Source organism: Bacillus sp. HU-1818, assembly GCF_022695965.1.
GTDB classification, from domain to species: Bacteria; Bacillota; Bacilli; order Bacillales; family Bacillaceae; genus Bacillus; species Bacillus atrophaeus.
Genome location: NZ_JAAPBE010000001.1, coordinates 964,330 through 980,238, shown reverse-complemented (window position 1 = coordinate 980,238; position 15,909 = coordinate 964,330). Strand labels below are relative to the sequence as shown.

Here is a 15,909-nt window from a genome sequence, read left to right as displayed (position 1 = left end):
GACGGGTGACATGATGATTGGTTACAGCTAAAAATGAAAATGTGATAAGAAATCCAAAAACTTTTTTTCTTTTTCGCTTTCATGAAGAGCAATCGCATACGCCCCTGCATGAGGCAGTTTTGTGAATTCGCACGGAACCTCGATCATACGCCCCGCAGTTAATCCCCGCTTGACCGTTGATAACGGAAGAAACGAGACTCCAAGCCCTTCTTTAATAAAACGTTTCGTAATGTGTGTTTGTGTCACCTTCATGGTTCTGACGAAAGGAAATGTGATTCTGATCTGGCGCAGCAAATCGTCCCAATAATCGGGATGATTATGGGTCAGCAATAAGTATTGGTTAAGCAGTTCTTTCACTTGGAAAGTATAAGCAGCTTGAACTGCATCAGGAGGTGCCACAAGCACAACCGGGTCCTTATATAATGGGCGGCATGTTAAGGAGGCAGACTGCACCTTTAAGCAGCTTAACCCGATATCAGCTTCGCCTGCTTTAATCAATGGCGAAATTTCGGCTGATTCGGCGATTGTCACCGTTATTTCCGTTTCTGTATTCATCATTGTATACCGCTTCATGACAGCCGGCAGGACCGTATCGGCGATCAGCGGTGAAACTGCGAGATTTAATGTTTGTGAGTAGCCCTGCCTGACCCTGTGAAGCTCTGACATGCTTTTTTCATAATCATCGAGCAGTCTCAAGGCATAAGGCAAGTAGGCTTTGCCTTCCTCAGTCAGCTGGATTTTCCTCCCTTTTCTTTGGAACAGCTTGCAGCTTATTTCCTCTTCCAAGAGTTTAATATGTACGGTTACGGTAGGCTGGGATAAAAAAAGCGTTTCGGCAGTTTTTCTGAAGTTTTCATATTTTGCAGCTGTTACAAAAGTGTGTAGCCATTTAAAATCCATATATGATCTCCTCTGATTAATAATTTTAATTAATTTCCTTAAAAATATTCATTATTTTTTAAATATTATATTTACTATAATAACAGAAAGAAGAAGAGGGGGAATAGAAATGGTATATCACGGATTAAAAGGGATTACATGTGTTGAAACATCAATCAGCCATATAGACGGAGAAAAAGGCCGCTTAATATACAGAGGCCATGATGCAAAGGAAATCGCACTTCATGCGAGCTTTGAAGAAGCAGCCTATCTCATCCTTTTTGGATCGCTTCCTCAGCCGGCCGAATTGCTTGATTTCAATGAAAAGCTGATCGCGGAACGCGCGCTGCCCGAACATATTCAATATCTCATTCAAAGACTGCCTGAAAATATGGACGACATGTCGGTACTGAGAACAGTCATTTCAGCATTGGGGGAAGCATCATATACATATCCTCCGAAAACAGAGGAAGCGATTCGCCTTATAGCCATTACACCTTCCATCATTGCGTACAGGAAAAGATGGGTTCAGGGAGAAAAAGCGATAGCGCCTTCTTCTCAGTATGGACATGTCGAAAACTACTACTATATGCTGACTGGCGAACGTCCCGCCGAATCTCAAAAGAAAGCGCTTGAAGCCTATATGATTCTCGCTATGGAACACGGCATGAACGCGTCTACTTTTTCAGCAAGAGTCACTGTTTCCACAGAGTCCGATTTAGTATCTGCGGTGACATCGGCATTGGGGACGATGAAAGGCCCGCTTCACGGGGGTGCGCCTTCTGCCGTGACAAAGATGCTGGAAGATATTGCGGAAAAATCACAAGCGGAAAATTATTTGGCTGAGAAGCTTGAAAAGGGAGAGCGGCTGATGGGGTTCGGCCACAGAGTGTATAAAACGAAAGATCCGCGGGCGGAGGCTCTGCGGCAAAAGGCAGAGGAAGTCGCGGGCAACGACCGTGATCTTGACCTTGCGCTGCATGTGGAGGCTGAAGCAATCCGCTTATTAGAAATATATAAGCCAGGCCGCAAGCTGTATACAAATGTAGAGTTTTATGCGGCGGCGGTTATGAAAGCGATCCATTTCGAAGATGAATTGTTTACACCGACATTTTCGGCAAGCCGTATGGTAGGCTGGTGCGCCCATGTGCTTGAGCAGTCGGAAAATAATATGATTTTCCGTCCGTCAGCAAAGTATACAGGAGCGCTCACCGTATAGTAAAAGCAGCACATTCATACCGTTTAATCCCGGCCATAAGGTGGTAACGTTTACTATCATTATGTGCAGGAGTGATTTTAATATGAACCCTATGGACAGACAAACAGAAGGCCAAAAGCCGCAGCACCAGGACAGGCAGCCTGGCATTGAGTCAAAAATGGAGCCTTTGCCTTTAACGGAAGATCCGGATTATAAAGGGAGCGGAAAACTCAAAGGAAAGATCGCTATTATTACCGGGGGAGACAGCGGAATCGGCAAAGCTGCAGCGATCGCGTATGCAAAGGAAGGCGCCAACATTGCCATTTTGTATCTGGAAGAGCATGCTGACGCTGAAGAAACGAAGCAGCGGATTGAGCAGACGGGTGCAGATTGCCTTTTAATCCCGGGCGATGTGGGAGATGAAGAGCATTGTAAAAAAGCGGTGGAGCAGACAGTGGAGCACTTCGGGGGTTTGGATATCTTGGTGAATAATGCCGCTGAACAGCACCCGCAGAACGATATTCTCGATATTTCGACTGAACAGCTTGAACAAACGTTTCGCACGAACATTTTTTCCATGTTTCATATGACCAAAGCGGCTCTGCCTCACATGGGGAAGGGAAGCGCAATCATCAATACAACCTCTATCACCGCTTATCAGGGTGATACATCACTGATTGATTATTCTTGTACAAAAGGAGCGATTGTTTCTTTCACCCGCTCCATGGCACTGTCTCTTGCTGAAAAAGGAATCAGGGTGAATGCGGTGGCTCCGGGGCCGATCTGGACACCGCTTATTCCGGCAACATTTTCAGAAGAAAAGGTGAAAAACCATGGCTTGGATACGCTGATGGAAAGACCAGGCCAGCCGGCAGAGCATGCAGGTACTTATGTACTGTTGGCTTCGGATGAATCCTCTTATATGACAGGGCAGACGATTCATATTAATGGAGGCCGCTTTATCTCAACTTAAATAGGTAGAAAACCAGTGAAACCAGCTTTCTTAGAAAGCTGGTTTTTGTTGGGGAATTTTAAAATAAATATTTTGAATAATATTTAAAAAATTCTGTTTTCTTTTTTAGAATTTTTATATATAGTATTGAGTAGGAGAAAGGAATTACTGTTCAAACGAACAAATATAGTAGAAAATAAGGAGATAGCTCAATATCGCCTCTATTGTCAGAAGATTCAAATTATAAAGAATAATTTTATAGGAGTTGATGGGGATGAAGGGAAGCGTATTTAGAAAGAAAAGCATTCAAGATTTGATAGCTGCCACAGGCGGTGAAAAGTCTTTAAAAAGAGAACTTGGGGCATTTGATTTAACATTGCTTGGCATTGGAGCGATTATCGGCACGGGAATCTTTGTATTAACAGGAACAGGCGCCGTCACCGCGGGTCCCGGTCTTACGATCTCATTTGTTGTCGCGGCGCTGGCCTGCTTATTCGCGGCCCTGTCATATGCCGAATTTGCTTCATCTGTTCCTGTATCAGGTTCTGTATATACATTTACCTATGCGACGTTAGGTGAACTGATGGCCTTTATTATCGGCTGGGATTTAATTTTAGAATATATGCTGGCCGTGAGTGCGGTTTCTGTCGGATGGTCCGGTTATTTTCAATCGTTTTTATCAGGTCTCGGCATTGATCTTCCAACTGTTTTAACGGCTGCTCCGGGTGCTGTAAAAGGCACCGTCACGATATTTAATCTTCCTGCCTTTGTGATTGTGCTGGCTATTACGTTCTTGTTGTACTTAGGAATCCGGGAGTCAAAAAGAGTCAATAACATTATGGTTATTTTAAAAATTCTTGTCGTGCTTTTATTCATTGCAGTAGCGGCAGTCTACGTTAAACCAGATAACTGGCAGCCGTATTTGCCGGAGGGATTTGGCGGAGTATTCAGTGCTGCGGCGCTCGTTTTCTTTTCTTTCATTGGATTTGACGCTGTCTCTTCCGCAGCGGAGGAAACAAAGAATCCCGCGAAGGATCTGCCAAAGGGAATTATTTTTTCTTTATTAGCCTGTACGATCTTGTACGTGGTCGTTTCTGCCATCATGACGGGAGTTGTGCCATTCGCTCAATTTAAAGGTGTTGACCATCCCGTATCCCTCGTTCTTCAGATGTCCGGCCAAAACTGGGTGGCGGGCATTATTGATATCGGAGCGGTATTGGGGATGACGACTGTTATGCTTGTTATGCTTTACGGCCAGACAAGGGTGATGTTTGCCATGTCACGCGACGGCTTGGTGCCAGGTTCTCTTTCAAAGGTCCATCCAAAGCATAAAACACCTTATGTGGCGACTTGGTTTTTCGGCATACTGTCTGCTTTGCTCGGCGCGCTGGTTCCGTTAGACGAGCTTGCGAAGCTGGTGAATATCGGTACCCTGTCAGCGTTTGTCCTGATTTCGGTAGCTGTCATCGTCCTAAGAAAAAAACAGCCAGATCTTCCGAGGGCATTTAGATGCCCAGGCGTTCCGTTTATTCCGATTTTGGCGATTCTTTTCTGCCTGTTTTTAATTATTAACCTAGGTTGGGTGACCATCGTCCGTTTCTTTATCTGGCTCTTAATCGGTCTGGTGATCTACTTCCTTTATTCGAGAAAGCATTCCAAATTGAATCAGAAACTTTGATAAACCGGGAAGCGGCCTATGCAGCCGCTTCTTTTTATGTTTTCTGAACAATAGAAAATATAAAAATAGACTTAAAAAGTGCAAAAAAATAAGAGATAATATGGGGTGAAAAGGAAGGGTGATTTTTTGTCTGAGCAAAAACCAGTTCAATGGGCTTCAAAATTAGGTTTCGTCATGGCCGCCGCGGGTTCGGCGATCGGATTGGGCGCGATTTGGAAATTCCCTTACGTAGCGGGAACAAATGGGGGAGGCGCTTTTTTTCTTATCTTTGTAATGTTTACGGTTCTCCTGGGCTGCCCGCTTTTAATCGGCGAGTTTATATTCGGGCGGCGGAGCCAGATGAATGCCATTGATGCATACAAAAAAGCTGCGCCCCGCACAGCTTGGTTTCTCACTGGCTGGGTTGGTGTAGCGGCTTGTTTCCTAGTCTTATCGTTTTACAGTGTGATCGGCGGATGGATTTTACTGTACCTCTTGAAGACAGCTTTAGGTTCGTTATCAGGTTTGTCACAGGCACAGTATGGTTCTTTGTTTGCATCCGTTATCCATAATCCCGTGCAGACGCTTTTAGCACAGCTTATCTTTATGGCGCTTACCGTGATGGTCGTGGCGAGAGGTGTGCAAAAGGGGATCGAACGGGTAAGCGCGATTATGATGCCGATTTTATTTATCCTGTTTATTTTGCTCGTTCTGCGTTCTGTGACGCTTGAAAACTCAATAGAGGGCATTTCGTTTTTACTTGTGCCTCATTTTAGCGACCTTACTTCTGAGTCTGTTTTATTCGCGCTTGGACAGGCCTTTTTTACGTTAACACTGGGGGTCTCCGTCATGGTGACCTACAGCTCTTATTTGCCGAAAACACAAAATCTGCCCCGCTCTGCAGGTTCAATTGTTCTGATGAATATAGTGGTGACATTGCTTGCGGGCTTAGCTATTTTTCCGGCTGTTTTTTCATTCGGCATGCAGCCGGACGAAGGACCGACTTTGTTGTTTACGGTGCTTCCGGCGGTGTTTGACCAGCTGCCTTTTGGAACGCTGTTTTTCATTGGTTTTCTTGTGGCGTTTTTATTCGCTGCTTTGACTTCCGCTTTTTCGATGGTTGAGATTATAGTGGCGACAATCGGCAAGGGTGATGAATCAAAGAGAAAAAAATTGTCCTGGACGAGCGGATTACTGATTTTCTTATTCGGAATCCCGTCGTGCTTATCATTTGGTGTTCTGGGCGGTGTGCAAATATTTGATAAAACGTTTTTTGACGTGGTTGATTTCACCGTCAGCAATATCCTGATGCCATTAGGCGCTCTGCTGCTGTCTATTTTTATCCCGCTGAAAATCCCAAAAGAAGAGCTGTTTGCTGAAATGAGAAACGGTTCAAATGTCGGCAAAGGCTTCTTTTATGTTTGGTATTATCTGATTCGTTTCGTCGTGCCGCTTGCCATTATAATCGTCTTTTTAAATTTAATCGGAATTTTTTAGTGGAAACACAGGCCGGGCAGCGGGCCTGTTTTTTTTATTCAACTCTTCTTCACTTGCTTTGAAAAGGGTGCGCAGTAAAAATGTGCAGAACCGAATTTTTATCGAGAATCTCTGCGCTGTCTCCTAATTCTGTGCGGTCCGCTTCAATCAAGACAGCGTGTTTTTTGCGGTACAAGGCTCTCATTCTGTTTCATATGTTTTTGCCATTCGCCGCTTTCTAAAAAATCCGCAAGAGTCCATTGGCTGTGTGCTGGAACTGTTTGCTTACATAATGCCGCGCTTTTTTTGCTACCTCCATAAGAGATAGGTATCTGATCCGCAGGGAGGCAAGAAGTGATTTTGAAAAAGTGCCCAAATAAATCACCCGTCCACCTTGTAAAGAGGGGATTGGGTGTCCTCTATAACGGAACTCCCCGTCATAATCACCTCAACAATATAAGATTGAGCCTCTTTAACCTATGTTAACAGCTCCGGCCTTCTGGTGATCGTCATAATAGCGCCGAGCGGAAACTGAATGGGAGGGTGTCGGGTACATGAGCTGCGGATAAAGCCTTCCGCCGTTTTGAAAAATGTGTCATATCCATTTTGAAAGCTCCTCCTCAACTGGACTGGTCATTTTTTTGTGAAGTGGTTATTTAAAGAAAGCCAGGATCTGATTATGATCATTGTAACGAAAGAGAGGGGATGAAAAAATGATAGAAATAAAAAGGCTGACAAAAAAAGAAGAGTGGAAAGTGGCTTTTCCGGTGATGCATGAGCTGAGGACCCATATTGATGAGCCGACCTTTTTAGAAAGGATTGAACGTTGTATCAAACAAGAATCATACACACTGTTTGCCTTATATGATCATGGCGCAATCACTGCGCTATGCGGAGCGCTGCCGCGGGTATCTCTTCATAAAGGAGAATATGTGTGGGTGGCGGATCTTGTCACAAGTGAACACAACCGATCAAAAGGGTATGGCAAACAGCTTCTTGAACATGTGTGCAAGTGGGCGAAGGAGGCGGGCTTTGACACGATCAGCCTATCTTCAGGCATTCAGCGGGTTGACGCGCACCGATTTTATCAAGAAAAAGCAGGGTTTACTATAGAAAGTTACTTGTTCAGGAAATCACTGTAACACATAAAAGCCAGAGCATGAAAAATGATCTGGCTTTTGTGTATTTCTTTTACTCTATCGCGCCTGATCTGCTTGCTTGTCTACCGCAACCTGATCTTGATGTTCAAGCCGTTTTTTGATACGGAAATGATAGTACACATAGCAGAAAATAATAAATGGCACGCCGCAATATAAACCGATTCGCTGATCAGGGATAAAAATGAGACTGACTAAAATAAGCCCGTATAACCCAAAGCCGAGAATCGGAACAACCGGATAGAATGGTGTTTTAAATTTTAGGTCTCTGACATCTCCGCCTTCAGCAAGAAAACGTCTGCGAAAGAAAAATTGCGAGGCACAAATAGACATCCACGCCACAACTGTAATCATTCCTGAAATAGAAATGAACCATAAATAGACTGTTTCAGCCGCAACGATACTTGTAATTAATGAGCAGCCTGAAATCGCAATCGTCACCATCAAAGCGTATAGCGGCACTCCTTTTTTGGACAGCTTTGTTAAGAAGGCAGGCCCCATTTTGCTTTTGGACAGCGACCACATCATTCTCGACGCCGCGTATAAACCGGAATTTGCTACTGATAAGATTGCTGTTAAAATGACAAAGTTCATGATATCTCCCGCATAAGGGATACCAATTCGGTCTAATACCGCCACAAACGGGCTTTCGATAACACCGGCTGTTTCATAAGGAAGAATGGCAACTAATACAAACATAGCCAGTACAAAGAAAAACAATGTTCTCCAGATGACATTCCGAATGGAGCGGGGGAGTGTTTTCTCCGGGCTTTCGCTTTCACCCGCCGCAATCCCGACAAGCTCTGTTCCCTGAAAAGAAAAGTTAACCATCACTAATGTAAACATAACCGCCAGTACGCCATTGGGAAACAGGCCATTATCTGTTGAAAAATGAGATAAAAATGGCGCTTGCTGATCTCCTTGGAAATCAATAAAGCCAAATACCGCAGCTCCTCCAATAATAATAAATAAAACAATGGCGGTTACTTTAATGCTTGAAAACCAGAACTCCATTTCAGCAAAACTTCGGACGGATAAGGCATTAATCGAAAAGATAATCACCCCGAAAACCAGGCACCACACCCAAACCGGAACAGACGGAAACCATCTTTGCATTAAAATCCCGGCAGATGTAAACTCCAATCCCACTGTATTAGACCAGCTGAACCAATAAAGCCAGCCGATCATAAACCCGGTTGCCGGGCCCAAGAATTTTGTGGCATAGGCCTGAAAGGAACCTGCTATGGGCATCGCAACTGCCAGTTCTCCAAGACACAGCATCACCAGATACATTAAAAAACCGCCCAAGATATAAGCAAGAATCGCGCCGGCGGGTCCAGCCTGGCTGATGGTAAATCCCGACCCTAAAAATAACCCGGTGCCAATAACACCGCCTAACGCAATCATAAAAAGATGCCGGCCTTTCATGCTGCGCTGTAATTCATTTTTATTATGATTTTCAGCCATACAGATTCCTCCTTAATACACACAACCGTTATCGTGATCGCATGAGTACGTGTAGGTTTTATGTTCTGAACCATTTTGCTTTTTTCTATCTGTGGTCAATTGATCGCTTTCCAGCAGGTGAACAGTCGTTTGCTGAATGAGAGCCGGAAGGACATGAAATGTATAAGGCTTGTATACTCTTTCCGTCCATTTATGGCCGTCCTTGCCGTACACTCCCATATTAATAGAGGGAATATTTAGCTGGCGTATGTCTTCGAACGGAATGGAACCGATGATATCCCATCCGGGGAAATTCTTAGTAAAGGATGCAATTTCTGAATCTGTTTCATGCAGAGAGAGGAAGCTTCCGTCTGCTAAGTAAGGGAAGAATTTTTTAAAGGCAAATATTTCTCCGGTGGAAACAGCGACTTTTTCCACGGCTTCTTTTATGACACTAAGTAATTGCCGGTCATTGTTGTTTTCCTCTTTCAAAAAGTTATGAGGCAAATAGGGAGGAGCATAGAATACAATGACTTTGGCACTCTGTTTAGGGTCCAGCTTTTGCAATTCCTCTACAACCTTAAAGCATCTCATGCGCAGCTCCAGATGTTCATATTTCTTGAAGGTTTCTTTGATGCTTAAGTCAGGGTCTATTCCTTTCCCGCGTAATTCCTCCATGTACTCTTCCAGACTGACGACTTGGATGTGCCAGGACAAATCTTTTTTAGGCAGATTGGTGCGTTTCAAAAATTCTTCATAATAATCTGATAATTTATCTTCTACATGTTCGCAGGCTTCGAGAGAAATGTGAAGTAACTGATCCATCACTTCTTTCGCAGTTTTTTCATAGAGAAAATAGTTGAAATATAAATAACTGCTCACAGCTGTTTGGACATTATAAGACTCTTTATTGTCACGCTGGTATAAACAAGAGGGAGGTAAAATGAGTTCGCCGTCAATGTTCTCCGCTAAATTGATGTTATTGTGGATTCTTCTTGTCAGTTCAGAAGCAATGAGGTTGGGATCAATGCCTGCTAATGTATCTCCCACGTGCACTTCACGGCCGTAAATATAAAAACAGGGAAGTAATTTGCCCGCGGCTCCTGTATAGATGTATCTTGTTGAATCGCCGTCATATAACGGTGTGATAAAGTCTGTATTAATGGCTGACAAATAGGTTAATTGATGTTCCCTTTGTAATCGATTCAGCTCAGGAATAGCAGACAGAATGCCGGCATGCTGGCTTTCCTCGTCCGGGTTTGCCATAAATAAAATATTTCCCGGAAGCTCGTCCAGATGTTCTGAGAAATATAAAACGTTTGCCAGATGCACGGCAATACCGCTTTGCATATCGACAGATCCTCTTCCGAACATCCACTCACCTGATTGGGCATCTTTTTGAACCTCCTGATGAAACGAATAAGAAGCAAAATATTCAGCTAATTTATCCGGATCTAATGCATCGTCTTTTAGCGGGCCAAAATCTTCAATTCCCACAGTATCAATATGAGCATGATAAATGACCGTTTTCTGGCTTTCTCTTGTGCCTTTCAGTAATGCAAAAACATTTTTACGGCCGTATGGATCACTTGGAATAGGCTGTTCCCACACTTGATCAGGATGCTGCTTAAAATATGGAAAACCTGTTAGCACCTCTTTTATAAAATCGGCTGCAGCAGCTTCTCCGACCGTTCCGTTTATGCTTTTAATATTGATGAGAGATTTAGTCAATGCCTCGATTCTTTCCGGCATTTTCATTTGGCGGATTTTCTCATACATAGAAGTACCTCCATCTTTAAATAGTATACGTTATAACAAAATAGTACGATAGAATCCCATCGTACTATTTTGCTGGATTATTTTTACATGTCTAATATGCTTCAGATGTTGTCTTTGCCTGCATATGCAGAACTAAATAATCCGGACCTCCTGCTTTGGAATCCGTACCTGACATATTAAAGCCGCCAAACGGCTGATAGCCGACAATCGCTCCTGTACAGCCGCGGTTGAAATATAAATTTCCAACATGAAAGTCTTCACGGGCGCGTTCAATATGCTCGCGGTTATTCGATAAAAGGGCTCCTGTCAGTCCATATTCCGTGTTGTTGGCGACTTCCAGCATATGATCAAAATCGCGCGCCTTACAAAGCGCCACAACAGGTCCAAAAATTTCTTCCTGCATCAGGCGGGCATTTTCATCCACATCCGCAAAGATAGTAGGCTGAATAAAGTAGCCTTTTGAATCATCGCCTTCTCCTCCGGTCAAAAGACGGCCTTCTGTCTTGCCGATATCAATATAACTCATGACTTTATCGTAAGACGCTTGGTGTATCACCGGCCCCATATACGTATTGGGATCTTCGGGATTTCCCACTGTCAGTGTTCTTGCCAATGCCGCTGCTTTTTCAACAACAGCGTCATAGACATCTTGATGAATAACCGCGCGTGAACCGGCTGAACATTTTTGTCCGGAAAAGCCGAATGCCGAATATACAATCGCAGACGCCGCAGCATCAAGATCAGCGTCCTTATCTACAAGAACGGTATCTTTTCCGCCCATTTCAGCGATAACGCGTTTTAGCCATTTTTGCGTCGGCTGTACTTTAGATGCCCGCTCATAAATACGGCAGCCCACAGCCCGTGAACCAGTAAACGAAACAAATCGGGTTTTCGGATGTTCAACTAAATAATCGCCGATTTCTGAGCCATTCCCCGGAATGAAATTAAGAACGCCGTTTGGCAAGCCTGCTTCTTCCATTACTTCGACAAATTTTGCTGCAACGACAGGCGTCGCATCTGCCGGTTTTAATAGAATCGTATTCCCCGTTACAATGGCAGCGGCTGCCGTACCGGCCATAATCGCAAGAGGGAAGTTAAATGGTGAAATGATAATACCCACGCCAAGCGGTATGTAGTGATATTGATTGTATTCGCCTGCGCGGCTTTTTACGTCGGCTCCGTCTTTTAACTTCAGCATCTGGCGGGCGTAATACTCTAAGAAATCTATCGCTTCTGCCGTGTCGGCATCTGCTTCATTCCAAGGTTTCCCGGCTTCTTTTACCAGATAGCCGGAAAACTCATGCTTTCTTCTGCGGATGATCGCCGCCGCTTTGAATAAAACATTTGCCCGGTGCTCCGGTTTCTGCTTTTTCCACGTTTCAAATGCCTGTAATGCAGATTGCATCGCTTTTTCAGCAAGATCTTTGTCGGCCATTGACACGCTGCCGATCACTTCTTCTTTATTAGCAGGATTAATGGAGACGATTTTTTCATCCGTTTCAACTCGTTCCCCGTTAATCACCAGCGGATAATGTCGGCCTAACTGACTATTTACATAATCCAATGATTGTTGAAATGATGTTTGCTGCTTTTCTTCTTTGAAATTTGTAAACGGTTCGTGCGAATATGAAACTGCCATAACGAGACCCCCTAATGTTGTTGAGAATTTTTCACTCTTGTTATCATGCAAGTTACGTACCAATATTGTTAAAATGTCGTCACTATTATGAGAATATTTTTTGAAACTTTATGAAATAGAAAATAAAATAATCGTTTTTTTACCATCGAAATCTGTATCCATATAAAAAGCGCAAAAAAATATGGCATTTTAAAAATAATTTTGCGTTTTAAGTGCCAATCATTTTTGCAGTTATACCCAGCCGCGGAAACGGGCGGCCTCAGCAGACTTTCTGATCCCCGTCATATATGCGGCTAACCTCATATCGACTTTATGTGTAATGGAAGTTTGGTATATGTTTTCAAAGGAGTCGACCATGACTTTGCGCAGCTTTTCGGCAATTTCTTCCGCTGACCAGTAATAGCCTTGATTGTTTTGAACCCATTCAAAGTAAGAAACGGTAACCCCTCCTGCACTTGCAAGGATATCTGGGACAAGCAGCACTCCTTTTTCATTCAAGATTTTCGTCGCATCCAATGTAGTAGGGCCATTTGCTGCTTCTACGACAATCGCCGCTTTAATGTCATGTGCATTTTTGGCGGTAATTTGATTGGAAATGGCGGCAGGCACAAGAATATCACAATCTTTTTCCAATAATTCTTGATTCGAAATGACATCTGTGAATAAATTGGTTACTGTGCCAAAGCTGTCCCGTCTATCAAGCAGGTAATCAATATCGAGTCCATTCGGGTCATACAGCGCGCCATGTGCGTCCGAAATGCCGATTACTTTTGCTCCGGCATCATGCATGAATTTGGCGAGAAAGCTTCCCGCATTTCCAAAGCCTTGAATGATGATGCGTGCGTTTTGTAAGTCAATGCCTTTTTTCTTCACAGCTTCTTCAATGCATATCGTAACGCCCTGCGCAGTTGCCGTCTCGCGTCCTTGGGAGCCTCCTAAAACAAGGGGTTTTCCCGTTATAAAACCCGGAGAATCAAATTCGCGCAGGCGGCTGTATTCATCCATCATCCACGCCATGATTTGAGAATTCGTATACACATCAGGAGCGGGAATATCCTTTGTAGGTCCCACAATTTGGCTGATTGCCCGTACATATCCGCGGCTTAACCGCTCTAATTCTCCAAAAGACATATTCCTCGGATCACAAATAATTCCGCCTTTTCCGCCGCCATAAGGAAGATTTGTAATTCCGCATTTCAAGCTCATCCAAATGGATAATGCCTTGACCTCTTCTTCCGTCACTTCAGGATGGAAGCGTACGCCGCCTTTCGTCGGGCCTACTGCATCATTATGTTGAGAACGATAACCGGTAAATACGTTAACGCTGCCATTGTCCATTTTGACAGGTATCCGTACGGTCAGCATTCGAATGGGTTCCTTCATTAATTCATATACATCATTGGAGTAGCCTAATTTTCTTAACGCTTCTCTTATCACGGTTTGTGTTGAAAGGAATAAATTTAAGTTTTCTTTTTCTTCTGTTCCGGCGTTTACTTTGTTTTGGGTTGACACGATATTTCACCTCATAATGTTTTAAATAATAAACAAATCGATCAGAAACAAGTGAATGTAAGCGTTTTTATTTTTGTGTGGAATCAAGCATCTGATTGCCTCCTAAGCCTTTAAATCATTTCACGTATTTAACATGCAAGTTTCGTGCCATGTATTTTGCTGTTGAATTATTAAGGATAAAAAAAGACGCCTCTCGGGGCGTCTTTTAAAAACCAAACTGTAAATTCGTATCGACAGCTACAATTGTATATACACAGATAATAACAAAAAGATTCAGGACAACACCGAGCAGGCCGGGGCCTGTGCGGCCTTTTTTAATGATCAGCTCGGCAATGCCGAAAGGGACAGCGGCCATGGCGAACGGCAGCATTTGATAGGAATAAAAAGTGACGTTGCTGATAATGGCCAAGTTCAGCATAAGCAGAGACAGAACAGCTGTCCCGACAGAAATCCAGCCAAACACATTATGTTCTTTAAATATTCTTACCAGTTCCATAGTTCCACCTCGCCGATTTTAGCTGCTTTCACTGATTTGTTTTTAAGCAGACGTTCAATTTCCTTTGTCGGCCCTGTCACGACAGAACCGTAAACATTTACGCCATGTTGTTCGACATAATCAACTCTGTTATCCAGATTCATATCTTTACGTTTCGAAATGACGTGCACCCAGTTTTTATGCTTGGACATATATTCAAGCGCATTGATAAATTGTTCGCGATCAGATTCCCCCTGTGATTCAAATGTAGGAAGCACTTTGGAATCTTTCCCGGGAAATCCTAGCGGCTCTGCATAAGGAGTGTCTTTCAGATTTTTTTCCGTCTCAATCGCATTCCAGAGGAACCTTACATCATAACCGCTGAATTTGTCATAGATTTCATTTGAAGGATACGCGCGGTCATACGAGAGATATACTTCAGAAACCGTTCCTTCAGGCAATCTTTTCAGTGTTTCCTGTGCTTTAGAAGTCGTTTTTTCCTTTAAGCCGGAAGGGTGGGTAAAATAATGGCTTGATTGATTGGCTTCTAAATCATAGTAATTGACGGATGGTGCTTTGACTTTATCATAAAACATCTCAATTCTTTCATTTCCCACCGCTACTGTTTTCGTTCCGATCTGCTTTTGCAGCGGAAATTCTGTATTCATTCCGAACAGTTTGACCTGGCTTTTTAAGCCGGACGTATCAACGAGGACGTTAGGCATCGTAAGCGCTACGGTAACAGCCGCCGTTTCCATGAATTCATTTCCGGTGCTTTGTTTTCCTCCCAGCCCATAATAGAGGTAGCTTCCCAGCGTGCAAAGCGGCAAGATAATTAATGTTGAAATGACAGCCAGGACAGAAATGCGCAAATAGGATTTTCTTTTTCCATATGACAGAATCGCTTTTTGTTTTTCCGGGCTGATCGTGGCGTCCCATTGGGGCTCGTCTTGCATTTCACTCTCAATGAGTTCTTGATACACTTCAAGTTTCTCAAGCTCTTCTTCAAATGCGATCATTTCCTGGTCGCTCATCTCTCCATTTTTATATTGTTCAAAACGCTTTTTAAATTCTTCATTCATCATTAACACCTCTATTATAAAGTGTCTTCAGCCGCTGTCTGGCACGAAATAAAACACTTTTAAAATTAGCCTCTGAAATATTCATAATATGGGATGCTTCTTTGTAATTTAATTCCTTTAAATAATATAGCGTTAAGGCCTCCCGATAATTGTCGGGAAGCTCGGACATATATCCAGTCAGCACTTCCTTGATTTCAACCTGATGAGCCGGGCTTTGAACAGCCGTTTGAAAAAGGCTCCCGATTAAGTCATCAGAAATGGTCACTTCCTTTTTATGTTTTCTGACATAATCAATAAACGCATTTCGGGCCACTTGAAAAAGCCATGGCTTTACTTTGCTGTGGTCGTAGGAGTGGATGTGTATGTATGCCCGCATAAAAGTTTCCTGCAAAAGATCCTCCGCGAGATGCTTGTCTTTCGTCATGGAGAGCAGGAACCTGTAAACATCATTCATGTACATTTGGTATATTTCATCGATCGTCACTGCCTTTTCTCCCCTCTATGTTATACACGCATAAGAAAGGTTTAAAGTTGCACTTTACATGCAAACGGCTTATTTCCATTTTCACCTAATCAAACACCATTACTATATAGTACCTAAAAATTGCTCTGAAAGATAGGGCTGACACATGTTTTACATTTTTGTCAATGGGAAAA

The 15,909-nt window shown here is 43.3% G+C and carries 13 protein-coding genes and 1 pseudogene; 5 read left to right on the top strand and 9 right to left on the bottom strand.

Annotated elements, in window-relative coordinates:
• Nucleotides 1-27: 27 nt before the first annotated feature.
• On the bottom strand, nt 28-900 hold the full coding sequence (locus GXP75_RS04860; RefSeq protein ID WP_061572463.1) for a transcriptional regulator CitR: 873 nt from the start codon (nt 898-900) through the stop codon (nt 28-30).
• A 109-nt stretch (nt 901-1,009) separates the two neighbouring features.
• On the opposite strand from GXP75_RS04860, the gene citA reads away from it, so the two are divergent.
• From citA to GXP75_RS04840, 4 genes are all read left to right on the top strand, one after another.
• Nucleotides 1,010-2,098, top strand: coding sequence for a citrate synthase/methylcitrate synthase (citA, locus tag GXP75_RS04855; RefSeq protein WP_242556239.1), 1,089 nt, complete (start codon nt 1,010-1,012; stop codon nt 2,096-2,098).
• 82 nt (nt 2,099-2,180) lie between these two features.
• Nucleotides 2,181-3,050, top strand: coding sequence for an SDR family oxidoreductase (locus GXP75_RS04850; protein ID WP_242556238.1), 870 nt, complete (start codon nt 2,181-2,183; stop codon nt 3,048-3,050).
• A 253-nt stretch (nt 3,051-3,303) separates the two neighbouring features.
• The gene (gene bcaP / locus GXP75_RS04845; RefSeq protein ID WP_061670418.1) at nt 3,304-4,707 is read left to right on the top strand and encodes a branched-chain amino acid transporter BcaP; all 1,404 of its coding nucleotides are present in this window, start codon (nt 3,304-3,306) and stop codon (nt 4,705-4,707) included.
• Nucleotides 4,708-4,833: 126 nt separating this feature from the next.
• The gene (locus GXP75_RS04840) at nt 4,834-6,183 is read left to right on the top strand and encodes a sodium-dependent transporter (RefSeq protein WP_242556237.1); all 1,350 of its coding nucleotides are present in this window, start codon (nt 4,834-4,836) and stop codon (nt 6,181-6,183) included.
• On the opposite strand, the pseudogene GXP75_RS04835 reads toward GXP75_RS04840, so the two are convergent.
• A pseudogene (locus GXP75_RS04835) lies at nt 6,172-6,736 on the bottom strand (MocR-like pyridoxine biosynthesis transcription factor PdxR); the annotation flags it as partial. The gene GXP75_RS04840 and the pseudogene GXP75_RS04835 sit on opposite strands and share 12 nt — an antisense overlap.
• Before the next feature lie 139 nt (nt 6,737-6,875).
• On the opposite strand from GXP75_RS04835, the gene GXP75_RS04830 reads away from it, so the two are divergent.
• Complete coding sequence (locus tag GXP75_RS04830; RefSeq protein ID WP_242556236.1) at nt 6,876-7,304, top strand: GNAT family N-acetyltransferase; 429 nt, start codon at nt 6,876-6,878, stop codon at nt 7,302-7,304.
• A 54-nt stretch (nt 7,305-7,358) separates the two neighbouring features.
• On the opposite strand, the gene GXP75_RS04825 is transcribed toward GXP75_RS04830, so the two are convergent.
• From GXP75_RS04825 to sigM, 7 genes are all read right to left on the bottom strand, one after another.
• Nucleotides 7,359-8,786, bottom strand: coding sequence for an amino acid permease (locus tag GXP75_RS04825; protein WP_242556235.1), 1,428 nt, complete (start codon nt 8,784-8,786; stop codon nt 7,359-7,361).
• 12 nt (nt 8,787-8,798) lie between these two features.
• Nucleotides 8,799-10,544 (bottom strand): M20/M25/M40 family metallo-hydrolase, encoded by a 1,746-nt coding sequence (locus GXP75_RS04820; RefSeq protein ID WP_242556234.1) that lies wholly within the window; start codon nt 10,542-10,544, stop codon nt 8,799-8,801.
• Nucleotides 10,545-10,635: 91 nt separating this feature from the next.
• Nucleotides 10,636-12,183 carry an L-glutamate gamma-semialdehyde dehydrogenase gene (gene pruA, locus GXP75_RS04815; protein WP_242556233.1) on the bottom strand — a complete coding sequence of 516 codons (1,548 nt, stop codon included), beginning with the start codon at nt 12,181-12,183 and terminating at the stop codon, nt 10,636-10,638.
• A 231-nt stretch (nt 12,184-12,414) separates the two neighbouring features.
• Nucleotides 12,415-13,695, bottom strand: a complete 1,281-nt coding sequence (locus GXP75_RS04810) for a Glu/Leu/Phe/Val family dehydrogenase (protein WP_061572472.1) — start codon at nt 13,693-13,695, stop codon at nt 12,415-12,417.
• 205 nt (nt 13,696-13,900) lie between these two features.
• Complete coding sequence (locus tag GXP75_RS04805; protein WP_003327804.1) at nt 13,901-14,191, bottom strand: hypothetical protein; 291 nt, start codon at nt 14,189-14,191, stop codon at nt 13,901-13,903.
• On the bottom strand, nt 14,179-15,255 hold the full coding sequence (locus GXP75_RS04800) for an anti-sigma factor (protein ID WP_214918236.1): 1,077 nt from the start codon (nt 15,253-15,255) through the stop codon (nt 14,179-14,181). The genes GXP75_RS04805 and GXP75_RS04800 overlap by 13 nt, the downstream gene beginning before the upstream one ends.
• Nucleotides 15,245-15,736, bottom strand: a complete 492-nt coding sequence (gene sigM, locus GXP75_RS04795; protein WP_003327802.1) for an RNA polymerase sigma factor SigM — start codon at nt 15,734-15,736, stop codon at nt 15,245-15,247. The genes GXP75_RS04800 and sigM overlap by 11 nt, the downstream gene beginning before the upstream one ends.
• Nucleotides 15,737-15,909 lie beyond the last annotated feature (173 nt).